Below are 23,746 nucleotides of genomic sequence, written 5' to 3' on the forward strand. Positions count from 1 at the left end.
TATGCCCGCCCTGCGACGGGCTGACGCACCGGCCCACGACCCCGCACCCCCCACCCAGGGGCGCGGGGAACGGCGCGAGCAACCACAACGCACCCGCAGATACTTACTGCGCCTCCCGCGGAGCGCCCCGCTGGCGAAGCGCAGCCACCCTCCGGTACAGCTCCACCGCCTCCGCCCCGCGCCCGAGCTGCTCCAGGCAATGGGCCTCGTCGTTGCGGCTCGCGAGGGCGTCGGGATGGTCGGCGCCCAGGACCTGCTCGCGGGCCGTGGCGACACGGCGGTACTCCGTGAGGGCGTCGGCCCAGCGGCCGAGCCAGCCGAGGCCGACGGCGACCTCGCGGCGGCTGACCAGGGTGTCCGGGTGATCGGCGCCGAGGACGCGCTCGCGGATGGCGCACACGTCGCGGGACTCGGCGAGGGCCTCCTCCCAGCGGCCGAGCCGTCCGAGGTTGACGCAGAGGCCGTGCCGGGCGCGCAGCGTCTCCGGGTGGGCCGGGCCGTGGACACGGGTGCGGTCGTCGATCAGGGCGCGGTACAACGTCAGGGCCTGGGCGCTGCGGCCGAGCCGGCCGAGGCTGATGCCGACCTCGTAGCGCGCGGCGAGCGTGTCGGGGTGGTCGGGTCCGAGGGCCTGCGCACGGGCCTCGGCGACCTCCTGGTAGGTCTGGAGCGCTTCCGGCCAGCGGCCCAACTGGCCGAGGGCGTAGGCCACTTCGTACCGGGTGACGAGGGTGTCGGGATGGTTCGGGCCGAGCACCCGCGCGCGGGCCGCTGCCACGTCCAGGGCCATGCGGTACGAGTCCTCCAGGCGCCCGAGCCTGCTGAGGTTGAAGGCGAGGTTGTGGCGGCAGCGCAGGGTGTCGGGGTGGTCGGGGCCCATGGCGCGCTCCCGGGCGGCGAGCACCGTCGTATACGCCTGGTGCGCCTCGAAGTGGCGTCCCAACTGCCCCAGTACGTATGCCATTTCCTGTCGCGCGGCCAGCGTGTCCGGGTGGTCGGGCCCGAGGACGCGCTCCCTGGACTCGGCCACGCGCGTGTACTCGCGCAGCGCGTCGGCGGGGCGGCCGGTGCGGCTGAGGATGAAGGCGACCTCGTACCGGCTGGCGAGGGTGTCGGGGTGGTCGGGCCCCAGCGCGTGCTCGCGTTCGGCGGCGACCGCGCGGTGCACCTCGCCCGCCTCCGCCCAGCGGCCGAGGCGCCCCAGGCTCAGGCCCGCGTTGTGCCGGCCGGTGAGGGTGCTGATCAACTCCGGTGATGGAGTGGGCCGTTCGGCCTGTACGGGCTCCTGGGTGAAGCGGGTGTCGCTGCGGGCGATCCAGTCACCGGTCAGGCCCGCCGCGGCGTCCGGCGGTGTGGTCCGCAGGGCCGCGCCTGTCGCCTTGTGGCCGGTGGTCATGCCGCGGGTCCAGGAGGGCAGTCGCGGTTCGCCGGCGGCGGCCGGCTCCGACGCCTGAGGGCGCACGGGAGGAGAGGCCACGGTCGGCACGTACGCCGGTGTGGTGCGGGCCGCGCTGATGCGGTGGCTCAACTCACGGGCGTTGTGCGGGCGTTGCTCGGGCTCCTTGGCCAGCAGGTGCAGGATGATCTCCTCGACGTACTCGGGGAGTTCGGCGCGGTGGCGGCGCGGCGGCTCGGGAGGCGTGTCCCGGTGGCCGACGAGTACGGCCCAGGCGTCGTCGAGGTCGAACGGCGGCGCCCCGGTGGCGATCTCGTACAGTACGCAGCCGAACGAGTAGAGGTCGCTGCGCTCGTCGACGGTCACGCCGCTGATCTGCTCCGGCGACATGTAGTGCGGGGTGCCCATCGCGATGCCCGTGCCGGTGAGGCGGGCCGTGAACCCGATGTCGTGGCCGAGGCGGGCGATGCCGAAGTCGCAGATCTTCACCGTGCCGTCGGTGAGCCGCATGATGTTCGCGGGCTTCAAGTCGCGGTGCACGATGCCCTGTTGGTGCGTGTAGGCGAGAGCGGCGGACACCTGGTCGGCGATCTCCACGACGTCCGCGACCGGCAACGGATGCTGCTTGTTGTCCTCCAGGAGCTGGCTGAGGTTACGCCCGTCCAGCAGCTCCATGACGAGATAGAGCACGCCGTCGGACTCGCCGAAGTCGTGGACGACGGTCACCCCGCGGTGCTGAAGGGCGGCGGCCACGCGGGCCTCGCGCCGGAACCGCTCCCTCAGGACGCGGGTGAAGGACTGGTCATGATGGTGGCCCAGCGGTTTGAGGCACTTGACGGCGACCTGTCTGCCCAGCGACTCGTCACGCGCACGCCACACCTCGCCCATGCCGCCGCGACCGATCATGTCGAGCAACCGGTACCGGCCCTGGATCAGCCTGGTCTCCCCCATTTCCTGCGACCGCCCCCGTCGTGTGTCCCCGCCCTCCCCTGGCCCGTCCAGTATGGCGAGCTATCGTCCGAGTTTGTACGGGGCCGGTCGGGAGCCGGGGCCGAGCCGTGACATGGCGCGGATAATGTGCTTGGGCGGGAGTTGCCAGCGCACACGTGCGGGAATCCTGCGCAGCATGATGCCGGTGAAGCGCAGTTGAAGATTCACCGCCTCGTGCGAGGGTGCGGATCGTCCGTACAGCTCGTGGGCGAACGGCGGCAGTGAGGCGTACGCCACCTCCGCCACGCCCCGCCACAGCAGTTCGCGCGCCGGGACGAGCAGCGCGGGCGTCGGCGGCCGACGCAGGAAGTCGTCGACGTCCCGTGCCTCCTCTCCGGCCGCCAGCTCGGGCCGTATCTTCTCGAAGTACGCGGCGAGTTGAGCCTGGTCGGCGGGTACGTCCTCGGGGTCGAGGCCCACCAGCCGGGCACTCTCGCGGTGTTCGCCGACATAGCGGTCGGCCTGCGCCTCCGTGAGGCGGATCCCGGAGCGGCGCGCGACATCGAGGTAGGAGTCGATCTCGGCGCAGTGCACCCAGAGCAGCAGCTCGGGTTCGTCGATCCGGTAGCGCTCGCCCGTGTCGGGGTCGGTCGCGGTGAGCATGGCGTGGATCTTGCGGACCCGGGCGCCTGCCTTCTCGGCCGCCTGAGTCGTGCCGTACGTCGTCGTCCCGACGAAGTTGGCCGTACGCATCAGCCGGCCCCAGGCGTCCTTGCGGAAGTCGGAGTTCTGCATGACTCCGCGCACCGCGCGCGGGTGCAGGGCCTGGAGGTAGAGCGCGCGGACTCCGGCGACCCACATCATCGGGTCGCTGTGCAGCTGCCAGGTGACCGAGTCGGGGCCGAAGAGTCCGGGGTCGCCTATGTGATCCACGTTCACGCTGCCAGTGTGACCAGACCATGGCGCTTTGGTACAGCGTCTGCGACAAGGAAGGCGCTGGGCCGGCCTGGGAGGGGCGCGTCAAAAGTCTGCACGGCAAGCGGAGGAGCGCTGGATCCCCTACGTAGAAAATGGAAAAAACTTCTGCAATAACGCGCATAGAGATGATCGTGTTTGACGAGTAGCGTCTAACGCGTGCTGGCTGAGCGACGACACCAACTGACCCCGCGAGCTCTGCGCTCGAGCTGAACGGCACAAGCGGACGCTTCCGACAGGGCTCAGGGCGTCGTTCTCACACCTCGGCCACCTCGACTCCGGCCGCCTGCAGTGCGCTGCGAGTCACCGGGTCCGTGGGCGCGTTGGTCACCACCAGGTCGAGGCTGCCGGGCCCGCACACCCGGGCCATACCGGTGCCGGGGAACTTTCCGGCGTCCGCCACCAGTACCACCTGTTCACTGGCGGCGATCATGGCCCGCTTCACCGGTACCTGCACGGAGGTGGTGTCCAGGACCTGGCCGTCCGGGCGGATGCCGCTGGTGCCCAGGAACAGCCGGTCGGCGTGGATCTGCCGGAGATTGTCCTCGGTGAGGAAGCCGGCCAGCGAGCGGTAGTCGCGCCGGACGGCTCCGCCGAGCATCACCAGTTGGACGCACGGATCGTCGGCCAGTTCCTCGTACACGGCGAGACTGCTGGTGATCACGGTGAGGTCGCGGCCCCGCAGCCGGCGCGCCAGCCGGTGCGTGGTGGTGCCGATGTCGAGCAGGAGGATCTCACCGTCGCTGACGAGGTCGGCGCACTTGTCCGCGAGGGTGTCCTTCGCCGCCGCCCGTACGGTTGCCACCTCCGTGAAGGGTTCGTCTCCGCCCTCGGCCGGCATCGCGCCTCCGTGGACCCGTCTCAGCAGGCCCTCGTCCTCCAGTTGTGCCAGGTCACGGCGGATCGTCGCCTGGCTCACGCCCAGCCTCTCGGCGAGGGCGACGACGGCGGTCGGGCCGTCCGAGCGCAGCGCTCGCAAGATCCATTCATGTCGGCGGTCGGGAACCATGGCGGTCACTCGATCCTCCAAGTTCAATCAAACTCACGCAGGATAGGGATTGAGTCTTGCCAGACCTGCGCACAAGGTGCAAGCTTCTGCGTACTTCGAGCAGATGTAATCACTGCACCGGTACTTCCTGAGCAAAAGGCAGCAGGCTGCCACTCGCCGTCGGCTCCGGGGAGGGGAAGCGCTCATGCCTCACGCCCTGCGACACCACAGCCCTGAGAGCCGGTCCCGGTTCCACGGCGGGACCTCGCCCGCCCGGAGCGGCTCGAACCGGCGCGCGCACGGGGCGCCCGCCGGCCCGACGCTCCTGGGCCCGGGCGGATCCCCGTCCCAGACACAGCACGGCCGGTACCCGGGTGAAACGCCCGCGGTCACCGATCACGTCGAACAGTAGGAGAACGAAAGTGGATCTGTCCCGTAGACGGTTCGTCCAGACGGCCCTGCTCGTCGCGGCGGGCGCCGGAGTCACCGCCGCGTGCGGCGGCTCGGACAGCGGCAGCGGTACGAAGGACGGCAAGGACCTGACCCTGTGGTACTGGGGCGGTGGCCTCAGCGACAAGGTCGTGGCAGACGCCAAGAAGCAGTTCACCGACGTGACGCTGAAGTCCTCGATCATCGGCGGCACCTTCAAGCAGAAGCTGCTCACCACGATGAACGGCCGCAGTTTCGTACCGGACATCACCGGGATCAAGGGCGAGGACATCGCCTCCTTCCTGCCCAACGCCAGCCGATTCATCGACCTCAACACCCTGGGGGCCGACAAGATCGCCTCGGAGTACCTGGGCTGGAAGCTGAAGCAGGGACAGACCCAGGACGGCAAACAGATCGGCTTCCCGATCGACATCGGTCCGACCGCGATGTACTACCGCGAGGACATGTTCGCGAAGGCCGGACTGCCCACGGATCCCGCCAAGGTGGCCGCGGAGATATCCACCTGGGAGGACTACTTCGCGATCGGCGCCGAGATCCAGAAGGCGTACCCCAAGGCGTTTCTGCTCAACAACATGACGGCCGTCTTCGACATGTCCCTCGGTCAGGGCAGCAAGCGCATGATCGACGAGAACAACAAGTTCATCGGCGACCAGGAGCACGTCCGCAAGTGCTGGGACCTCGCCGTACGCCTCTACGAATCCGGCGCCGACGCCAAGATCAACGACGAGAGCCTGAGGGCCGCCGTGGCCAACGGGACAGTGGCCACCCAGCTGGGTGCCGCCTGGATGGCGCTGGACGTCAAGGACATGGCACCGGACACCGCGGGCAAATGGCGGGTCGCTCCCCTGCCCGGCGGCCCTTCCAACATGGGCGGCTCCTTCTTGGCCCTGCCCACGGAGTGCCGTAACCCGGAAGTCGCCTTCGAGATCGTCAAGTGGCTGCTCAGCCCGGAGAACCAGGGCCGCGGCTTCACTGACGCGGCACTCTTCCCCTCGTCCCCGGCCGCCTACAAGCTGCCCGCCCTGACCGAAGGCGATCCGTTCTTCGGCGGGCAGAAGACGATCGAGGTGTTCGGCCCGGCCGCGGAGAAGGTTCCGGCCTTCTACGAGGCTCCGGCGAACGCGGCGGTGGCCGTGCCGTTCTACAACGAGCTGACCAGCATCGAGTCGAAGGGCAAGAAGCCGGACGACGCATGGAAAGACGCCGTCGAGCAGGCCAAGCAGATCGCCAAGCAGCAGGGCGTGAGCTGACGTGGCAGCACCCCCCACGGCCGGACCCGCCGCAGCGCCCGAGGTTCCTCAGAAGCACCGCCGGACCGCCCGGAGTACCGGACGGCCCCAGCGGCGCCGGGGGCTGCGGCGGCTTCTGTCCTTCTGGCCGCAGTACGCGGCGGTGTCGCCGTTCTTCCTGCTGTTCCTGACCTTCCTGTTCTTCCCGATGGTCTATTCGCTGTACCTGGCGTTCCAGCGCTGGGACGGCATCGGCGAGAAGACTTTCGTGGGGCTGGAGCAATTCCGCTTCCTGCTCGACGACCCCACCTTCTGGCTGGCGCTGCGGAACACCCTGGTGATCTGGGTGTTCGCCACGTTCCCCATGCTGTTCATGGCGCTCGTCCTGGCCACCATGCTGAATTCCACGCGCCGCTTCACCAGCTTCTACCGCGTTGCCTACTTCATTCCGAACGTCACCTCTGTAGTCGCGGTCTCCATCTTCTTCTTCTCGGCCTTCAGCGACCGGTTCGGCGTCGTCAACGCGGTATTGCAGGCGGTGAACGTGCCGTCGGTCCCCTGGCTGAACAACGAGTGGACCATCAAAGCGGTCATCGCGATGCTGATGACCTGGCAGTGGACCGGCTACAACATGATCATTTACCTGGCCGGTCTGCAGGCTATTCCCTCAGAGCTCTACGAGGCTGCCAAGCTCGACGGCGCGGGGCCGGTACGGACCTTCTTCTCCATCACCGTTCCGATGATGCGCCCGATCATTCTGTTCACGGTGGTCATCTCGACGGTCAACGGCCTGCAGAGCTTCACGGAGCCTCAGGTCCTGTTCGGCAGCAACGCGGCCAACAATCCGAATTCCGGCGGTCCTGGACAGGCCGGACTGACCACACTTCTGTACTTCTACCACCAGGCTTTCGACAACAACAACTTCGGTTACGCCGCCGCGATCGTGTGGGCGTTCTTCCTCGTCATCCTGCTGTTCGTGGTCATCAACTGGCGAGTCGTCCAAGGAAGGAGGAAGCCGTGAAGGCACTCCGTGTCCGTCGGCCACTGACCGCCAGAGGACTTCTCCTCCACGCGATCCTGATGGTCGGGGTCCTGATCTCGATGTTCCCGTTCTACTGGACCATCGTGATGGCGACCAACACGACGCAGGACATCACCAAATACCCGCCGAAGCTCACCTTCGGGTCTCATCTGTTCGACAATATCCAGCGGTTGCTGGACAGCATCGATTTCTTCGGAGCGATGTTCAACACGGTCATCGTGGCCGTGAGCACGACGGTGCTCGTCCTGCTCCTGGACTCCCTGGCGGCGTTCGCCTTCGCCAAATACGAATTCCCCGGCAGACGTGTGCTGTTCGCGATGCTGATGGGCATCTTCATGCTGCCGCTCCAGCTCGCGATCATTCCCCAGTACCTGATCATGGCGGAACTGGGCTGGCTGGGTTCACTCAAGGCCGTCATCTTCCCGGCGACAGCGAACGCCTTCGGAATCTTCTGGATGCGCCAGTACATGATCGGCGCCATTCACGACGAACTCATCGACGCCGCCCGCATGGACGGCTGCGGCTTCTTCCGGCAGTACTGGCACGTGGGGTTGCCGGCCGTCCGGCCGGGGCTCGCCTTCCTCGGCATCTACACCTTCGTCGCCGCGTGGAACGACTACGTCTGGCCGCTCGTCGCCCTGGTCAACCCCGACAGGGTGACCCTGCAGGTCGCCCTCTCCCAGCTCAACGTCTCGCACGGCCGGCAGGACTACGCCATGGTGATGGCCGGCGTACTGCTCGCCGTACTGCCGCTGGTAGTGGTGTTCTCCCTGTTCGCCCGCAGCTTCATCGCCGACGCCACCAAGGGGGCGGTGCGCGAGTGAGGGACTGAGCCGGTCAGGTGCGCGGGCGGGAGCGGGCTCACTGCCCGCTGCCCGCGATCGCGGGCGGGTTCGGTACGAGCGACCGGCGATGAGGGAGGCCAGGGGCACGAGATCACCGGCGTCGTCGCTCCTGAAACACCTGGGAAACCGGCGTTTCCTAGATTCCGGCAGGTGCACCTGACAGTCCTTGACGCCCCCAACGAGTGGAGCCGGTTCGTCGAGGGCTCCATCGAACGCCGTATGTTGCTCGCCCTCGGCGACCGGCTCGGTACCAGGCTGCGTCCGAAGCCGCTCATGCTGCCCGACGGCAGCCGCGTCGAGGTCGAGGGGATCGACGACGCGGGCCGCGTACTCGTTCAACTCGTCAGCAATCAGGGCGCGTACAAGCCTGCCTACCGCAACAAGGTCATGGCGGACATGTCCAAGCTGCTCTGGCTGCGGGACTCCGTACCGACCGCCGAGCGCGCGGTGCTCCTGATCACCGAGTTGGTCGTGCAGGCGCTCGGCGGCTGGGTGGCGCGCGCGGCGGCGGACCTCGGGATCGAGATCTACGTCTTCGACGGCAACACGGCCGTAACGCTGCAAGACCGAACGTAAGGCCCTCGAAACAAACGGGGGCGGCGGAGCGAAACGCAAAGCTCCTACGGTCAAAGACACCTAAGCGGATTTCCGCGTGGCAGTCACCCGCACTCGCTACGCACGCTCTCCGACTTCCAGGACCGGGCCTTCGTGCTCGCTACATGGATGGGAGCGTGAAGGTGACTGGTACGCCAGCACTTGAACTGCGGTCGGTGCACCAGGTCTACGGATTCGGGTCGTCCGCGACCAATGCCTTCGACGATGTTCATCTGACGGTGCCGCCCGGCCGCTTCGTCAGCCTCATCGGCCCCAGCGGCTGCGGCAAGTCGACACTTCTGCGCCTTGTCGCCGGTCTTGAGCAGCCCGACCACGGCGAGGTCCGTGTGCACGGCGTCCCACCGGCGAAGGCGTGCGCCGCCAAGCTGATCGGCCTCGTGCCGCAGAGCCCGGCGTTGCTGCCCTGGCTGTCCGTGCTGCGGAACGTCACACTGCCGCAGAAGATCAACAAGGGTGCCGCCAGGCGCCGCGAGCGCATTGCCGGCTTCGCCGAGCGGGAAGCCTCGCCCTCCGCCCCCGACATGCGGGAACTCCTCGTCAAAGCGGGTCTCGGTGAGGCCATGGACAAGCTTCCGGCGGAGCTGTCCGGCGGTATGCGGCAGCGTGCCGCGATCGTGCGCGCCTTCGGCCTGCGGCCCGACGTGCTCGTCATGGACGAGCCGTTCTCGGCGCTCGACGAATTCACACGCGAGAGCCTGCAGGACCAACTGCTCGATCTCTGGGACGAGTTGAAGACGACGGTCCTGTTCGTCACGCACTCCGTGCCCGAGGCCGTCCGGCTCTCCGACACCGTGGTCGTCATGGCCCCGCACCCCGGCCGCATCGTGGACACCATCGACGTCGGCCTGCCCCGGCCGCGCGGTGAACGCCTCTTCGGGGAGCGCCGCTTCCACGAGTACGAGGACCTGATCCGAGACCGGCTTCGCCGTGCCTGGCACGGCGAAGCCGCGTGAGTGGGGGCGCGAAGAGATGACCGTAGCCGACGAACGCACCACCGCCCCGGCGACCGAGGCGGAGCCGCCCGTCGAGCCGTCGCGCTTCAGCCTCGGCCACCCGAGGTCCCGGATCGCATGGATCCGCCCGGCCGTCTGGCTGCCCCTCCTGGTGATGCTGACGATCCTCGCCGCCCTCTGGCAGTGGGGAGCCGAGGAACTGCCGTACCTGCTGCCGCCGCTTTCGGACATCGGCAGCTCGCTCACCACCCAGTTCGGCTACTACGTCGACAACGCCCTGGTCACCCTGGGCGAGGCGGTGGCCGGCCTCGCGATGGGGTTCGTCGCCGCGTTCGTCCTCGCGGTGCTGACCAGTGAACTCCCCCTCGTGCGCCGGGCGGTCATGCCGATCGCGGTCGTCCTCAACGTCACGCCGCTCGTGGCCATCGCACCGGCGCTGGTCGTGGCCTTCGGCTTCGGCCCGCTGCCCAAGCTCGTCATCGCCGGTCTGATCTGCTTCTTCCCGATCCTCATCAACACCGCGGCCGGTCTGCGGTCCGTGTCGCAGCAGGTACTGCAGGTGTACCAGACGATGGACGCCGACCGTATCGAGCTGCTGTGGCACGTACGCATCCCCAACGCGCTGCCGTACGTGTTCGCCGCGCTGCGCATCGTCTTCCCGCTGTCGATCGTCGGCGCCGTGGTGGCCGAGATGTCGGCGTCGGGATCGAGCGGCGGCCTCGGCACCGCGATCAGCGTGGCCTCCTCGATGAACCAGCTGCCGGTCGTATACGCCTCGATTCTCGTCCTCGCGGTGATGGGCGTGCTGCTGCTGCTCGTCGTGACGCTGGTCGAGCGCCGCGTGCTCCATTGGCACGACAGCGCGCACAACTGACGCGCCCTCATACCGACTTACCCGCACGTCGATCCACTCGTGGCCCGCGAGGGCGGAGCGCTCGACGCCGCATGCCCTCGTCCATGCCCCTCCCCGGCGCCTCTCGCCAGTCTGGAGTCACCCATGTCACCGACGTCACCCATGTCATCCACGTCCCCCAGGCAGTACCGCCTCATCAGATCCGGCCTCGCCTCCCTTGCCGCCGTCGCGCTGACGGCCGCCGGGGCCGAGTGGTACCGCATGCGGCCCGCCGAGGACGAACCGCGCGTGGTCAAGCGCGGTTACAGCGGCTTCCTCGGCACCGATCTCGACACGCGGCTGCACGCGGCCGGCTGCGACTGGCTCACCGTCGTGGGCCTTACGAGCGAGCGCTGCGTCGACGCGACCGCCCAGGACGCCGTGCAGCTGGACTGGCCCGTCGTCGTCCCCCGGGACGCGACGGCCGCCTACGACCTCGACGTCAACGCCGCGGCCCTCGTGCAGTTGGGACTCAACGTGGCCGTGCTCAGCGACACCGACGAGGTCGTCGAACTGTGGAAGAAGGGCGTGCGGTGAACGGCATGCACATCGGCTTCGACCTCTCCTTCGCCCACACCGAGGGTGCGTGGGCCCGGCAGGGCTCGTGGGTCGGGCAGGACTTCCCGGACGTACGCATGTACATGGAACTCGCGCGGACGGCCGAGCGGGCCGGCGTCGGCATGCTGTTCTTCGGCGACGGAAGCGGCATACCCAGCACCTGGCGCGGGAGCATCGAACCGGCCGTGGAATGGGGCATCCAGTGGCCGCGTCACGACATGTCGCCGGTCATCGCGGCCATGTCCACCGTGACCGAGAAGGTCGGCTTCGGTCTGACGTACTCGTCGACGTTCATGCATCCGTTCTACGTCGCCCGGCTGCTGAACTCGCTCGACCATGTGACGGGCGGGCGTATCGCCTTCAACGTGGTCGCCTCGACGCGTGGCGCGGACGCGGCGAACTACGGGTTCGCGGAGTTGATGGACCACGATCTGCGCTACGAGCGGATGGAGGAGTTCGTCGCGGTCTGCCGTGCGCTGTGGGACTCGGTGGCACCCGACGCCATCGTGCGCGACCGGGCCACGGGCCGGTTCGCCGACCCCTCGAAGGTGCACCCGATCGATCATCGAGGGCGCTTCTTCACCGTCAAGGGTCCACTCGCCTCCGTACCCAGTCCGCAGCACCACCCGCTCATCGTCCAGGCGGGCAACTCGCCCCGGGGCATTGCCGCTTCGGCCCGGCTGGCCGATCTCGTCTTCGGCTTCGGCGGCAACCTCATGGCCCAGCACCGCCACCGCAAACTGCTCGACGAGGCGCTCCTCGCCGAGGGGCGTGACCCGGCCGACGTGGGCATCCTCTGGGCCACGCAGGTCATCGTCGGCCGCACGACGGCCGAAGCGCGGGCACGCCGTGACGCGGTGCACGAGTTCTGGAACGAGGAGGCCGTCGCCACCTACCTGTCGCACAACGCCGGCTACGACCTCTCGACGCTGCCGCAGTCGTTCCGCCTGGCCGAGCTGCGCGACGAGATCGTGGCGGCCAACGCGAGTCCCGCGGGTCTTGTCGGCTCGCTCATCGCCGAGTTCGGTGAGGACCACACGATGAGCCGCGGCGAGTTCTTCGCGCACGGCCGCGGCAGGGCGACGGGGCTCGACCACAGCATCGTCGGCGATCCCGCCACCGTCGCCGACGCGTTGGAGGAGAACTTCGCCGCTACCGGATCGCGCGGCGGCTACATGTTCTCCAGCCCGCTGGCCATGCCCTCGGGCTTCGCCGAGATCAGCGAACTGCTGCTGCCGGAGCTGCGCCGCCGCGGCGCGCTCGCGCCTGCCTACCCCGGCGCCACGCTGCGCGAGAACCTGGCGGTCTGAGATGACCGCAGGGACGAGCGAGCGACGCCAATGGCTCGCCCTCGGCAGCCTGTGCGCGGGGTTCTTCATGCTGCTGCTGGACAGCACGATCACCTCGGTCGCGCTGCCCGCACTGATCACCGGCCTGCACACCACCGAGACCCTCGCGATCTGGGTCAACAGCGGCTACCTCATCGCTTACGCCGTGCCCCTGATCATCGCGGGACGGCTGGGCGACCGCTACGGCCACCGGCGCGTCCACCTGATCGGACTCGCGGCCTTCACCCTCGGGTCTTTGCTGTGCGCGCTGGCCCCCACCATCACGGCACTCATCGCATGGCGGGTGGTCCAGGGCATCGGTGCCGCGCTGATGACACCGCAGTGCCTCACCATCATCAAGGCGCTCTTCCAGCCGCCCCGCCTCGCCGTCGCGCTCGGCACCTGGGGCGCGGTCGGCGGAGCCGCGGTGGCCATCGGGCCACTGCTCGGCGGCCTGCTCGTCGCCGTCGGCGACTGGCCCGCGGTGTTCTGGGTCAACGTCCCGGTCGGCGTCGCCGCGATGGTCGCCGTGGCCGCGTTCGTACCCGCCCTCCCCCGCCAGAAGGCGGGCATCCCGGTGTGGGCGATCTGCGCGAACGCGACCGGCGTCGGCGCCCTCGTCCTCGGCGTCCAGGGCACGGACGCCGCGAGCGCGTACGTACTGGACGTACCCCGGTGGCTGCTCGCCACCGTTGGCACACTGGTCGTCGTGGGCATCGTATGGCTGCAACGCCGGGACGGACAGCGGGCGTTGGTGCCGATCGCGTTGCTGCGGAGCCGCGGGTTCGTCACCGCGCCCTGGGGTGCCGCCGCGGCGGCCTTCAGCGCCGGCTCGGCCATGATCCCCCTGATGCTCTACCTCCAGCAGGAGCGCGGTCTCGATCCCGGCGCGGCGGCCCTCACCCTCGTACCGATGGGCGTGCTGTGCCTGCTCGGCGCGCCCGTCTCGGCCCGGCTGAACAACGGAATCGGGCCCCGTGCGGTCGCCGTCATCGGCTCCCTCGCGCTCGTCCTGTCCATCGGAGCGTCGGCGGTGCTCGTCGCGACGGACGCGCCGGTCTCCGCGCTGACTGCCGCCTTCGCGGTGTACGGAGTGGCCAACTCGTTCGTCTGGTCACCCCTGTCGATCGCTGCGGTGACCGCGGTCGCTCCGGACCAGGTCGGGGCGGCGTCCGGCACGTTCAACGCCATGAAGCAACTCGGTGCCGTGCTCGGCAGCGCGGCCTGTGCCGTTCTGCTGGCCGGATTCGGCTACGCGGCCACCCTCGGCGGACTCGCCGCCGTCGGACTGCTCTGCGTCCTGGCGTCCGTGTTCCTCCGAGTCGACCGTCCCGGGGCCGGATCTCCCGCGGCGTCCGCCGCCGCGCCCCAACTACCCACAGGAGTCACCTGATGAAGGCTGTCGCCGTCGTCGGAAACCCCAAGGCCGGCTCGCGCACCCGCGATGCCGCCGAACGCCTCGCCGCGTCGCTGGGGCTGGACTGCGAGGTCGTGGAAGTCGTCGAACTCGGGGCCGGCCTGCTCGGCTGGGGCGACCCGGACGTCACCGCGGCCGTCGAGCGGGTGCGGTCCGCCGACATCGTGATCGTGGCATCGCCCACCTACAAGGGCACGTACACGGGCCTGCTCAAGGTCTTCCTCGACCAGTTCCCCACGGCGACCGGTCTCGCGGGCCAGGTGGCGCTGCCCCTCATGCTCGGTGCGGGCCCCGCGCACGCACTCGCCCCCGAACTCACCCTCAAACCAGTGCTCGTCGAACTCGGTGCGACCTGCCCCGCGCAGGGTCTCTACCAGCTCGACTCCACCTACACGACGGATGACTCACTCGCCCGCTGGGCCGAGCGGTGGAGTCGGATCGTGCTCGACGCCGCGAAGGCGAGGGCCGCACGATGACGCCCATGGAAGGGACGCCGATGGAAGACTTCACCTCGGATCCCGACGAGATGAAGAGGGCGTTCTCCGGATTCCCCTCAGGAGTCGCAGCCCTCTCGGCGCGCGTCAACGGCGACCCGACGGTCATGATCGTCTCGTCGTTCGCCGTCGGCGTCTCCTACAACCCGCCCATGGTCTCCTTCGCCGCCCAGCACAGCTCGACGACCTGGCCGGTACTGTCTCGCGCGCAGACGATCGGGATCTCCGTCCTGGGCGAGGGGCACAGCGACAAGACCCGGCAACTCGCCTCCCGCAGCAAGGCGAGCCGTTTCACCGACCTCGGCACGGTGGAATCAGCATCCGGCGCGATCTTCTTCGAAGGCGCGCCAGTCTGGCTGGAGTGCACCGTCGAGCACAGCTATCCGGCCGGCGATCACGACATCATCGTGCTGCGCGTGCTCGCCATGCTGTCCGACGACGACCGCAATCCGCTCGTCTGGCACCGTCAGACCCTCAAGATGCTGGACAGCTGACAGGGTGTGACCACCGCCGCCAGGAGCACCACAGATCCGGCTACGGGACATCCGACTCCTGATGCGGCGCGGCTCGACCCGACTGCCACTTCGGCGCACGTGCTGCGCCTGTTGTCGAGCGGGGCGCGCAGGCGCCGGCCCCGCTCGGCCCTGCACCCGGCGGTCAGGAACGCACCGGCCGGAGCGCCGTGGAGCAGTAGCGGACCTAGGCTGGAAGCTGCGGCTGGAAACCAGCCCTGACGGGCACAGCTGCCCGGACGGAGGCGTAGCGCGTGGACATGGCCGGCAAGCAGGATGCCCGCACTGCCGCGCTTGTGGTGGGCCCGGACGGCGTGGTGAGCGGCTGGAGCGAGAGCGGGCGGCTACTGCTGGGCTGGACGGCGGAGGACGCCGTCGGGCGCCCCGTGACCGACCTGCTGGCCGCTCCCCCACCACCCGGCTTCCCCGAGAGCTACGGCAGCGGCCCCGACCACACGGAGCTCGTCCCCCTGCGCCACCGGGACGGTTCCACGGTGGACGCTTTGGTGTCGGCTCACCCGCTGTTCGGCGCCGACGGCCGGGCACTGGGTCATGCGGTGACCGTCCACCTCTGGGAACGCCGCCCGGTGATCGCCGACCTGGCCTTCGAACAGTGCCCCTTCGCTCTGGGCGTCTACGACCCTGAGCTGCGGTTTCTGTGGATCAACGCCTCCTCGGGCCGGGTGATAGCGCATTCCGAGGAGCAAGTACTCGGTAAGAAGTACCGCGAGCTGTTTCCGGAATTCGACCGCGAGCTGTTTCCCGAAAGGGACGACAAGCCCTACACCGACCAGCTCGCCGAGGTGGCCAGGACGGGCGAGCCCGCGCGTCTCATCACCGTCTTCCACCCGCTCGGCAGCGACTACGCCAACGCCTGGGCCACCAGCATGTGGCCCGTCCGGGATGCCGAGGGCAGGGTCCGCGCGGTCGCCAACTGGGGATTCGACATGAGCGCCGAGTACTGGGCCCGGCAGCGCCTGCTCATCCTCAACGAGGCCAGCAGCGGCATCGGCCGGACGCTCGACGTGCTCGGCACCGCCCAGGAACTGGCCACGACCCCGGTGCCGGGATTCGCCGACCGCGTCACCGTCGACCTCTTCGACGAGGTGCTGCACGGAGAGGAACCGCCCCTTTCCCCTTCCTCCGCCTCCGGCGAGGCCATCACGCTCAGCCGCGCCGCCCAGCACAGCGCGAAGTGTGACACCGACCGGGCTCCCGGGCGCCCGATGCCGGTCAGTCACGCTCCCGGTTCCGTCGCCACCCGCTGCATGGCCACCGGCAGGTCCACGGTTCAGCTCGCAGCCGAACCCGGCCACGGCGGCGAATGGGCCTTCGGGCCCGGGCTCGCCGCCGACCCGGCCCACTGGCCGCCGGGCAACCCGTTGATCGACGAGTCCATCGCCGCGGATGGGCTGACCGGCCGGATCACCGTGCCGCTCCGGGCCCGCGGCGCGCTGCTCGGCGTCGTCGAGTTCTCCCGCAGCGACCGGCCCGAGGCCTTCACCGCCGACGACCTGATCCTCGCCGAGGAGCTGACCGCCAAGGCAGCCGTCGCCATCGACAACGCCCGCCGGTACTCGCGCGAGCGCACGACCGCGCTGACCCTGCAACGCAGTCTGCTGCTGCAGCAGCTGCCGAGCCAAGAGGCGCTCGAGGTGGCATCCCGCTACCTGCCCGCCGGGACCGGCGCGGAAGTGGGTGGTGACTGGTTCGACGTCATTCCGCTCTCCGGTGCCCGGGTCGCCCTGGTCGTCGGCGATGTGGTCGGTCACGGCCTGTACGCCTCGGCCAGCATGGGCCGGTTGCGCATGGCGGTCCGCACGCTCGCCGACGTGGACCTGCCGCCGGACGAGTTGCTGACCCACCTGGACGACCTGGTCATCCACCTCGCCAGCGACCTCCAGCCCGCCGGCCGCTTCCAGCCGACCGGCGAGTTCGGGGCCACCTGCCTGTACACCGTCTACGACCCGGTCTCCCGCCGCTTCACACTGGCGAGCGCAGGTCATCCGCTGCCGCTGATCATCTCCCCGGACGGCACCAGGACCCCGGCACCCGCACAGCCGGGACCACCGCTCGGCATCGGTGGACTGCCTTTCGAGGCCACCGAACTCGAGCTGCCCGAGGGCAGCCTGCTCGCTCTCTACACCGACGGACTGGTGGAGAGCCGCGAGCGCGACGTCGACCAGGGGATCGCCGACCTGCTGCGGGTCCTGAACCATTCGGCCACCTCACTGGAGGGCCTCTGCGACACGGTGATGGACGCCATGCTTCCCGAACGCCGCACCGACGACGCCGCCCTGTTGCTCGCTCGCACTCACGCGCTGGATCCCCGGCATGTCGCCGACTGGGACGTCGTACCCGACCCCGCGCAGGTGCCGCGCGCCAGGAAGTTCACCCTCGACCAGCTGGAGGCCTGGGGCCTGGAGGAGGCGTCATTCGTCACCGAACTGGTTGTCAGCGAGCTGGTCACCAACGCCATCAGATACGGCGAGCCCCCGATCAGGCTGCGGCTGATTCGCGACGCCTCCCTGATCTGCGAGGTCTCCGACGCCAGCAACACCGCACCGCACCTACGCCGGGCGCGCGCCTTCGACGAGGGCGGCCGGGGCCTGCTGCTCGTCGCCCAGCTCACCCAGGGGTGGGGTACCCGGCACACCACCGACGGCAAGACGATCTGGTGCGCGCAGGCCCTCACCGAGCCCGAGCCGCGATGAGATCCGAGCCCGGCGGGCCGTCGCCGGGCTCCCGGCAGAGCGGCGACGGCCTGCGCGTCAGCAAGGACGCCGAGCCCACGGCACACACCCCTCGGAAGCCGAGTGCGGAGTCGGCTCTGAAGCATGAGTATCGAAGCGCTTCAACGTGCCATTCTTCCTGACGGACCACCAATGGACCAGCAGAAGAAAGTATCTCGTGGTTGGGACCCTTGTTTCACACGAAAATTGTCCGTTAACTTACGCCCATAGGTGAAGCGCTTCGACAGTCGCCGCGGGAAGGCCGCCGCCATGAGTCATGAGTTGAACCGCAGAAGCTTCGTCAGCGCAGCAGCCTCGGTCGCGTGAGCAGCCCCACCGACCCGCTGCCCTCCGGTCTGCGGGTCGGTGGCCCTGTGTCCGAAGCAGTTCGCCGAGCAACACGCACCCGACGGCCGCCACTGGCAGGTACTGCTCCACCTGCGGGACACCGCCGCCCGTGTCGACCTGCTCCACCCCTCGGTCAGCCGGGCCGTTTCCGCCTGGATGCCCGACACGGCCGCGCTGAGCCTGCCCACCACGCCGTCCGCCGTCCTGCTCCGCATCGCCCCCACGGCCCCCGGCGCTCCCTGAACCACCCCACGCCCGCATCACGAATCGACGAGAGGACCCATCGGGTGCCCCCTCTGCGCCAGCCGGACGGACGCTTCACCAACCCCGTGATCCCCGGCTTCCACCCCGACCCCAGCGTCTGCCGCGTCGGCGACGACTACTACCTGGCCTGCTCCAGCTTCGAGTACTTCCCCGGGGTGCCCCTCTTCCACAGCCGCGACCTGGTGCACTGGACGCAGATCGGCAACGTCCTGGACCGGCCGGACCAACTGCGCCTGCCCGCTTCCATGTCGTCCTCCGGCGGGATCTACGCCCCCACCCTGCGCCACCACGACGGCCGCTTCTGGCTGATCGTCACCAACTGCAGCGAGGGCGGCGGCAACCTGATCGTCACGGCCACCGACCCCGCCGGACCGTGGTCTGACCCCGTCTGGGCGCCGGGTGTCCCCGGCATCGATCCCGACCTGGTCTGGGATGAGGACGGCACCTGCTGGTGCACGGTCGCCGGGGTCTCACAGGTCCGTATCGACCCGTCCACCGGGCAGACGTACGGAACACCGCACAGGCTCTGGTCCGGCGGGCTCGGCGCCAAGGCCCCGGAGGCGCCGCACCTGTACCGGATCGGCGACTACTGGTACCTGCTCATCGCCGAGGGCGGCACCGAGCGCGGCCACGGTGTCTCGATCGCCCGCGGTCGTTCGCCCCAAGGCCCGTTCGAGCCGTGCCCGGCCAACCCGATCCTCACCCATCGCGGCACCGACCACCCCGTCCAGAACACCGGGCACGCCGACCTGGTCCAAGGCCCCGACGGCTCCTGGTGGATGGTGCTGCTCGGCGTACGACCGGGCGGCGGCACGCCGGGCTGGCACGTGCTCGGCCGCGAAACGTTCCTGGCCCCCGTGACCTGGGGGGACGACTGGCCGGTCGTCGGCGAGGTCGCCCTGGACCTGCCCGAGCTCCCGTGGCCGCTCAGCCTCGGCCCTGTCGAGGAGCACCGGGACGACTTCGAGCTCGCCGAACTGCGACCGTCCTGGATCTCCCTGCGCGACCGGCCCGCCGAACACTGCACCACCAAGGAGCGCCCCGGATGGCTGACGCTCCGCGCGCGGGGCGGCTCCCTGGACGAGCCCGACGTGGTGTTCACCGGCCGGCGCCAGCAGCATCTGTCGTGCCGTGCGCGCACTCTGGTCGATGCCGCGGAGGGAAGCGGTGGCCTCGCCGTCCGGCTCGACGAGCGGCACCACTACGCGATCGAGGTGTCCGCCGCGCGGGTGCGGGTGGTCGCGCGTGTCGGCTCCCTGCGCACGGTCGTGGCCGAACAGTCCGTGCCCGCCGGACCGGTGGTCCTCGCCGTCACGACCACGGAACCGCCGTCTCCGCACGGACCGTGCACCGGACCCGACGTCGTCTCCCTCGGCGTCGAGCAGCCCGACGGCACGTTCACCGAGCTCGCGACCCTCGACGGCCGCTACCTGTCGACCGAGGTCGCCGGCGGCTTCACGGGCCGGGTCATCGGCATGTACGCCGCGGCAGGCACCGTCCGCTTCGACTGGTTCGACTATGAGCCCCTCGACGACTGAACCAGGCCCCTCCCTCTGCTGACAGGGACGCAGGACGCTCCGCCATGTGGCGACGAGGGTCGGCTGACACGTCCTCACCGACCGGCTCGGCGGTCCGGCCCTGAACCCGGGAACGGCACGACACACATCACCTGATGAACCTGCGGCGGCAGGCGTGGCCGACGGTGGCGCCTGGTCGCCGCCCGACCACGGACCGGATCACCCCCACCACCGACCGAAAGGCATGGCACATGAAGGACATACGCAGAACCGCGCACCATCGCAGCCGCGGCCCCGGACGCCTGGCCGGCCTGCTGATGGCGTTGCTCGTCGTCCTGGGGCTGTCCGGCAGCACCGCGATCGCCGCGCCCGGCGGCACGGCACCGCAGGCACGCGCCGCGGTCAGAGTTCCGGACCGCGCCATGGACGCCGTCGCGGCGATGCAGCCCAGTTGGAACCTGGGCAACACCCTGGACGCGATTCCGGACGAGACGTCCTGGGGCAACCCGCTCGTCACCAGGGACCTGTTCAAGACCATCCGCGCCGAGGGCTTCCGCAGCGTCCGCATCCCGGTGACCTGGACCGACCGCCACTCCGCCACCGCCCCCTACACCATCGACGCCGCGTTCATGAGCCGCGTCGAGCAGGTGGTCGACTGGGCGCTCGCCGAGGACAGGGCCTCCCACGAACGGAACGTCGTCGGGCAGCTCGTCGATCGGGTCGAAGACGACGAACGGGATGCCCTTCGCCGCCAGTAGGTCCCGCTCGGCTTCCGAGAGCTGCGCGACCGACAGGACACATCGAGGGCGCCGGCCGACCGTGTCGTCCATGGTCATGCCCACCGTGTCATGGAGACCGAACTCCGACACCAGGATGCGGCGCTTCCGGGCGCATCCGACCAACCGAGCTGCGGCGATTCACTCGCTGGAGCTTCGAATGTTTCGACATGACCGACGAATCATGCGAGGGCTCTTGACGGCGTTCATCGGCCCCCTATCATCCAGTTTGCTCGACAAATCGACACACATTCGAGATTCCGAACACGCCAGAGTCGCTCCACTCGAACCCGGCAGGGCACCTCCGGGTTGCGCCACCGCAAACGGCCGAGCCGCAAGGAGCACGCCACGCATGCATATGTCATGGCCCCATCAACCTCTCTCCCGTCGTCGCGCGCTGGCGGCCGCCACCGGCCTGGCCACCGGCGCGGTCCTCCCGCCGGCCGCAGCCCAAGGGCCGGCCCGCGCAGCCGCCGCGGCCTACACGAACCCGGTGATCTGGCAGGACTTCGCGGACATCGACGTCATCCGCGTCGGTGACACCTTCTACGCCTCGGCCTCGACGATGCACTACTCGCCGGGCGCGCCCGTCCTGCGGTCGTACGACCTGGTGAACTGGGAGATCGCCGGTCACTCGGTGCCCGTGCTCGACTTCGGCGCCAAGTACGACCTGGACGGTGCCCGTGGCTACGTCAGAGGGATCTGGGCGTCGTCACTGGCCTACCGGCCGAGCAACAGGACCTTCTACTGGCTCGGCCAGATCGACTTCGCCCGGACGTACGTCTACACCGCCACCGCCGCCGAGGGGCCTTGGAACAGGCTGACGACGATCAGCACCCCCTACTACGACGCGGGGTTGCTCATCGACAGCGACGACACCCTCTACGTGGCGTACGGCAACACGACCATCAGCGTGGCCCAGCTCTCGCCCGACGGCCGCACCCAGGTTCGCACCCAGCAGGTGTTCACGACACCGTCGAGCGTCGGCACCCTCGAGGGCTCCCGCTTCTACAAGATCAACGGGCAGTACTACATCTTCCTGACCCGGCCCGCGAACGGCCAGTACATCCTGAAGTCCTCGAGCGGCCCCTTCGGTCCGTACACGATGCGGCAGGTCCTGCTCGACCTGCGCGGGCCGATCCCCGGCGGTGGTGTCCCGCACCAGGGCGGGCTGGTACAGACGCAGAACGGCGCCTGGTACTACATGGCCTTCGTCGACGCCTACCCCGGTGGCCGGATGCCCGCCCTGGCGCCCGTCACCTGGACCTCGGACGGCTGGCCGGTCGTGCAGCTCGTCGACGGCGCATGGGGCACCTCGTATCCCAGCCCGGCCGTGCCCCCTCCGCCTCGCCCGGTGACCCCCATGACCGGCGTCGACACCTTCGACGGCCCGACCCTGAAACCGCGATGGGAGTGGAACCACAACCCGGACAACACCAAGTGGTCGGTCGGCAACGGGCTGACGCTGCAGACAGCGACCGTCACCCACGACCTCTATTGGGCCCGCAACACCCTGACGCACCGCATCCAGGGCCCCACCTCCACCGCCACGGTCCAGCTCGACCACTCCGCGATGCGGGACGGCGACCGGGCCGGACTCGCGCTGCTGCGCGACTCCTCCGCCTGGATCGGCGTCAAGCGTGACGGCGGCGTGCCGCGGGTGGTGATGGTCGACGGGCTGACCATGGACGGCAGTTGGAACACCACCGGCACCGGCAGGGAGGTCGCGAGCGCGGCCGTGTCGGGCAGCCGCGTCTGGCTGCGCGCGAGCGCGGACATCCGCCCCGGCGCGGCACGCCCCGGCACCTTCTCCTACAGCACCGACGGCACCACCTTCACCCGCCTCGGACCCGCCTTCTCCCTGGGCAACGACTGGCGGTTCTTCATGGGATACCGATTCGCCCTCTTCAACCACGCCACCCAGGCACTCGGCGGCGCGGTCCGCGTCACGCGGTTCGAGCTGTCCACGCCCTGAACGATCGGAGGATCGCACACCCAACCCCCCACCCAATTCGAACGCATCCCTGTCAGAAAGCCGAGGTACCCGTCATGCGCCGCAGACTCCTCGCCCTGGTGGCAGCACTCTCCTCACTGCCGCTGGCGCTCGCCGCCGCCCCCTCCGCCCACGCGGCCCACCCGACGACCATGACCAACGGGTTCTACGTGGACCCCGACTCCAGCGCGAAGCGGTGGGTCGCCGCCAACCCCGGTGACGGCCGGACACCCGCGATCAACGCCTCCATCGCCAACACACCGACGGCCCGCTGGTTCGGCTCCTGGAGCGGCACCATCGGCACGGCCACCGGCGCGTACGTGGGCGCCGCAGACGCCCGGGACAAGCTGCCCGTCCTCGTCGCCTACAACATCTACAACCGCGACTACTGCGGCGGGCACTCCGCGGGCGGAGCCTCCTCGCCGTCCGCCTACGCGAACTGGATCGCCCAGTTCGCGGGCGGGATCGCGGGCCGCCCCGCCATCGTCGTCCTCGAACCGGACTCCCTCGGGGACTACGGCTGTATGACCCAGGCCCAGATCGACGAACGAGAAAGCATGCTGACCGGAGCGCTCGCCGAGTTCAACCGTCAGGCTCCCAACACCTGGGTCTACCTCGACGCCGGCAACCCGGCCTGGGCGAGCGCGGCGACCATGGCCCAGCGCCTCCACGAAGCCGGCCTCCGACAGGCCCACGGTTTCTCGCTCAACGTCTCCAACTACCTGACCACGGCCGAGAACACCGCTTACGGCAACGCGGTCAACAGGGAACTCGGCGCCCGGTACGGCTACACCAAGCCGTTCGTCGTGGACACCAGCCGCAACGGCAACGGCTCCAACGGCCAGTGGTGCAACCCTTCAGGCCGCCGTATCGGAACTCCCACCCAGCTGGGCGGAGGCGCCGAGATGCTCTTGTGGATCAAGGTCCCGGGCGAGTCCGACGGCAACTGCGGCGTGGGAACCGGCTCCTCGGCCGGAGAGTTCCTCCCGGAGGTCGCCTACAAGATGATCTACGGCTACTGATCCGAGGCCGCCCACGATTCGCGGACTACAACGCGCTGCGGGCCGAGGCCGACCGCGCCCGAGAAGGACGCGGACCGACCTCGGCCCTGGTGCCGGAGTTGGAGTCGGACGTCCGCAGGAACGAGAACACCTGGTTCGACCCGTTGGTGCCCTTGTAGACGTTCCAGTTGTGGCCGCCGACGACCAGCACCCGGTCTCCGCCTGGGCGGACGGCGTCGAACTGCGGATACACGCCTTCGCCGACGGCTCCGAGCACACCGTGGTGATCCCCAGCACCGACGGCCCCGGTGAGACGGCCCGCTTCCACCTGCGCCGCCGGGGCGACCGCCTGCACGTGACCACCGACAGCCCGCACCCGTGGCAGCTGCGGATCGGCGGCCCGGACGCAACCGTGCACACCCGGCCCGCCGGCACCTCGGAGACCGGCCTGCCGTACCGGGCCTGAACCCGACAGTCAGGACGGGGCCTCT

General features: G+C 69.4%; 22 protein-coding genes. 18 read left to right on the forward strand and 4 right to left on the reverse strand.

Annotated elements, in window-relative coordinates; all coding sequences use genetic code 11:
• Nucleotides 1-103: 103 nt before the first annotated feature.
• From OP79_RS03575 to OP79_RS03585, 3 genes are all read right to left on the reverse strand, one after another.
• Complete coding sequence (locus OP79_RS03575; protein WP_033318456.1) at nucleotides 104-2,347, reverse strand: serine/threonine-protein kinase; 2,244 nt, start codon at nucleotides 2,345-2,347, stop codon at nucleotides 104-106.
• Between the two features lie 60 nt (nucleotides 2,348-2,407).
• Nucleotides 2,408-3,190 carry an oxygenase MpaB family protein gene (locus tag OP79_RS03580; protein ID WP_245685219.1) on the reverse strand — a complete coding sequence of 261 codons (783 nt, stop codon included), beginning with the start codon at nucleotides 3,188-3,190 and terminating at the stop codon, nucleotides 2,408-2,410.
• Nucleotides 3,191-3,557: 367 nt separating this feature from the next.
• A complete protein-coding gene (locus OP79_RS03585) occupies nucleotides 3,558-4,310 on the reverse strand; it encodes a DeoR/GlpR family DNA-binding transcription regulator (protein WP_033318686.1) in 753 nt (250 codons plus the stop codon).
• 401 nt (nucleotides 4,311-4,711) lie between these two features.
• Between OP79_RS03585 and OP79_RS03590 the strand changes: the two genes are divergently transcribed.
• The 17 genes from OP79_RS03590 (at nucleotide 4,712) to OP79_RS03670 (ending at nucleotide 23,276) form a co-directional block, all read left to right on the forward strand.
• A complete protein-coding gene (locus OP79_RS03590; RefSeq protein ID WP_033318458.1) occupies nucleotides 4,712-5,989 on the forward strand; it encodes an ABC transporter substrate-binding protein in 1,278 nt (425 codons plus the stop codon).
• A gap of 1 nt (nucleotide 5,990) precedes the next feature.
• Nucleotides 5,991-6,989, forward strand: coding sequence for a carbohydrate ABC transporter permease (locus OP79_RS03595; RefSeq protein WP_425428547.1), 999 nt, complete (start codon nucleotides 5,991-5,993; stop codon nucleotides 6,987-6,989).
• Nucleotides 6,986-7,834 carry a carbohydrate ABC transporter permease gene (locus tag OP79_RS03600; protein WP_425428548.1) on the forward strand — a complete coding sequence of 283 codons (849 nt, stop codon included), beginning with the start codon at nucleotides 6,986-6,988 and terminating at the stop codon, nucleotides 7,832-7,834. The genes OP79_RS03595 and OP79_RS03600 overlap by 4 nt, the downstream gene beginning before the upstream one ends.
• A 171-nt stretch (nucleotides 7,835-8,005) precedes the next feature.
• Nucleotides 8,006-8,431: a hypothetical protein gene (locus OP79_RS03605; RefSeq protein ID WP_033318459.1), complete on the forward strand. Its 426-nt coding sequence runs from the start codon at nucleotides 8,006-8,008 to the stop codon at nucleotides 8,429-8,431.
• Between the two features lie 161 nt (nucleotides 8,432-8,592).
• Entirely contained in the window at nucleotides 8,593-9,423 is an 831-nt protein-coding gene (locus tag OP79_RS03610; RefSeq protein WP_245685206.1) for an ABC transporter ATP-binding protein, read from the forward strand.
• Between the two features lie 16 nt (nucleotides 9,424-9,439).
• Nucleotides 9,440-10,297, forward strand: a complete 858-nt coding sequence (locus OP79_RS03615) for an ABC transporter permease (protein WP_033318689.1) — start codon at nucleotides 9,440-9,442, stop codon at nucleotides 10,295-10,297.
• Between the two features lie 141 nt (nucleotides 10,298-10,438).
• A complete protein-coding gene (locus OP79_RS53645) occupies nucleotides 10,439-10,852 on the forward strand; it encodes a cysteine hydrolase family protein (protein WP_245685207.1) in 414 nt (137 codons plus the stop codon).
• A 5-nt stretch (nucleotides 10,853-10,857) separates the two neighbouring features.
• Entirely contained in the window at nucleotides 10,858-12,183 is a 1,326-nt protein-coding gene (locus OP79_RS03625) for an NtaA/DmoA family FMN-dependent monooxygenase (RefSeq protein WP_245685220.1), read from the forward strand.
• 1 nt (nucleotide 12,184) lies between these two features.
• A complete protein-coding gene (locus tag OP79_RS03630; RefSeq protein ID WP_033318462.1) occupies nucleotides 12,185-13,594 on the forward strand; it encodes an MFS transporter in 1,410 nt (469 codons plus the stop codon).
• Entirely contained in the window at nucleotides 13,594-14,094 is a 501-nt protein-coding gene (locus OP79_RS03635) for an NADPH-dependent FMN reductase (protein ID WP_033318463.1), read from the forward strand. The genes OP79_RS03630 and OP79_RS03635 overlap by 1 nt, the downstream gene beginning before the upstream one ends.
• 5 nt (nucleotides 14,095-14,099) lie before the next feature.
• Nucleotides 14,100-14,606, forward strand: a complete 507-nt coding sequence (locus OP79_RS03640; RefSeq protein WP_078491594.1) for a flavin reductase family protein — start codon at nucleotides 14,100-14,102, stop codon at nucleotides 14,604-14,606.
• Nucleotides 14,607-14,884: 278 nt separating this feature from the next.
• Nucleotides 14,885-17,338, forward strand: a complete 2,454-nt coding sequence (locus OP79_RS03645; RefSeq protein WP_033318691.1) for a SpoIIE family protein phosphatase — start codon at nucleotides 14,885-14,887, stop codon at nucleotides 17,336-17,338.
• Between the two features lie 384 nt (nucleotides 17,339-17,722).
• Nucleotides 17,723-17,947: a hypothetical protein gene (locus tag OP79_RS03650; RefSeq protein ID WP_033318465.1), complete on the forward strand. Its 225-nt coding sequence runs from the start codon at nucleotides 17,723-17,725 to the stop codon at nucleotides 17,945-17,947.
• 44 nt (nucleotides 17,948-17,991) lie between these two features.
• Nucleotides 17,992-19,506, forward strand: coding sequence for a glycoside hydrolase family 43 protein (locus OP79_RS03655; protein ID WP_051744392.1), 1,515 nt, complete (start codon nucleotides 17,992-17,994; stop codon nucleotides 19,504-19,506).
• Nucleotides 19,507-19,640: 134 nt separating this feature from the next.
• Nucleotides 19,641-20,243, forward strand: coding sequence for a cellulase family glycosylhydrolase (locus tag OP79_RS03660; RefSeq protein ID WP_033318466.1), 603 nt, complete (start codon nucleotides 19,641-19,643; stop codon nucleotides 20,241-20,243).
• A 376-nt stretch (nucleotides 20,244-20,619) separates the two neighbouring features.
• Nucleotides 20,620-22,236, forward strand: coding sequence for a glycoside hydrolase family 43 protein (locus tag OP79_RS03665; RefSeq protein ID WP_211270736.1), 1,617 nt, complete (start codon nucleotides 20,620-20,622; stop codon nucleotides 22,234-22,236).
• 74 nt (nucleotides 22,237-22,310) lie between these two features.
• The gene (locus OP79_RS03670; RefSeq protein WP_033318468.1) at nucleotides 22,311-23,276 is read left to right on the forward strand and encodes a glycoside hydrolase family 6 protein; all 966 of its coding nucleotides are present in this window, start codon (nucleotides 22,311-22,313) and stop codon (nucleotides 23,274-23,276) included.
• Between the two features lie 25 nt (nucleotides 23,277-23,301).
• Here OP79_RS03670 and OP79_RS58215 read toward each other — a convergent pair whose 3' ends face one another.
• Nucleotides 23,302-23,466, reverse strand: a complete 165-nt coding sequence (locus OP79_RS58215; protein ID WP_342669490.1) for a hypothetical protein — start codon at nucleotides 23,464-23,466, stop codon at nucleotides 23,302-23,304.
• Between OP79_RS58215 and OP79_RS56380 the strand changes: the two genes are divergently transcribed.
• Complete coding sequence (locus OP79_RS56380) at nucleotides 23,446-23,721, forward strand: hypothetical protein (protein ID WP_033318469.1); 276 nt, start codon at nucleotides 23,446-23,448, stop codon at nucleotides 23,719-23,721. The two genes, OP79_RS58215 and OP79_RS56380, sit on opposite strands and share 21 nt — an antisense overlap.
• Nucleotides 23,722-23,746: the final 25 nt, after the last annotated feature.

Source organism: Streptomyces yerevanensis, from assembly GCF_000716805.1.
Lineage (GTDB): Bacteria > Actinomycetota > Actinomycetes > Streptomycetales > Streptomycetaceae > Streptomyces > Streptomyces flaveus.

Coding starts and splice junctions, on each gene's coding strand:
- OP79_RS03660 (WP_033318466.1), top strand. CDS start 19,641: ATGAACCTGCGGCGGCAGGCGTGGCCGACGGTGGCGCCTGGTCGCCGC.
- OP79_RS03640 (WP_078491594.1), top strand. CDS start 14,100: ATGGAAGGGACGCCGATGGAAGACTTCACCTCGGATCCCGACGAGATG.
- OP79_RS53645 (WP_245685207.1), top strand. CDS start 10,439: ATGTCATCCACGTCCCCCAGGCAGTACCGCCTCATCAGATCCGGCCTC.
- OP79_RS03625 (WP_245685220.1), top strand. CDS start 10,858: ATGCACATCGGCTTCGACCTCTCCTTCGCCCACACCGAGGGTGCGTGG.
- OP79_RS03615 (WP_033318689.1), top strand. CDS start 9,440: ATGACCGTAGCCGACGAACGCACCACCGCCCCGGCGACCGAGGCGGAG.
- OP79_RS03645 (WP_033318691.1), top strand. CDS start 14,885: ATGGCCGGCAAGCAGGATGCCCGCACTGCCGCGCTTGTGGTGGGCCCG.
- OP79_RS03630 (WP_033318462.1), top strand. CDS start 12,185: ATGACCGCAGGGACGAGCGAGCGACGCCAATGGCTCGCCCTCGGCAGC.
- OP79_RS03585 (WP_033318686.1), bottom strand. CDS start 4,310: ATGGTTCCCGACCGCCGACATGAATGGATCTTGCGAGCGCTGCGCTCG.
- OP79_RS03575 (WP_033318456.1), bottom strand. CDS start 2,347: ATGGGGGAGACCAGGCTGATCCAGGGCCGGTACCGGTTGCTCGACATG.
- OP79_RS03580 (WP_245685219.1), bottom strand. CDS start 3,190: ATGATGTGGGTCGCCGGAGTCCGCGCGCTCTACCTCCAGGCCCTGCAC.
- OP79_RS03670 (WP_033318468.1), top strand. CDS start 22,311: ATGCGCCGCAGACTCCTCGCCCTGGTGGCAGCACTCTCCTCACTGCCG.
- OP79_RS03635 (WP_033318463.1), top strand. CDS start 13,594: ATGAAGGCTGTCGCCGTCGTCGGAAACCCCAAGGCCGGCTCGCGCACC.
- OP79_RS03665 (WP_211270736.1), top strand. CDS start 20,620: ATGTCATGGCCCCATCAACCTCTCTCCCGTCGTCGCGCGCTGGCGGCC.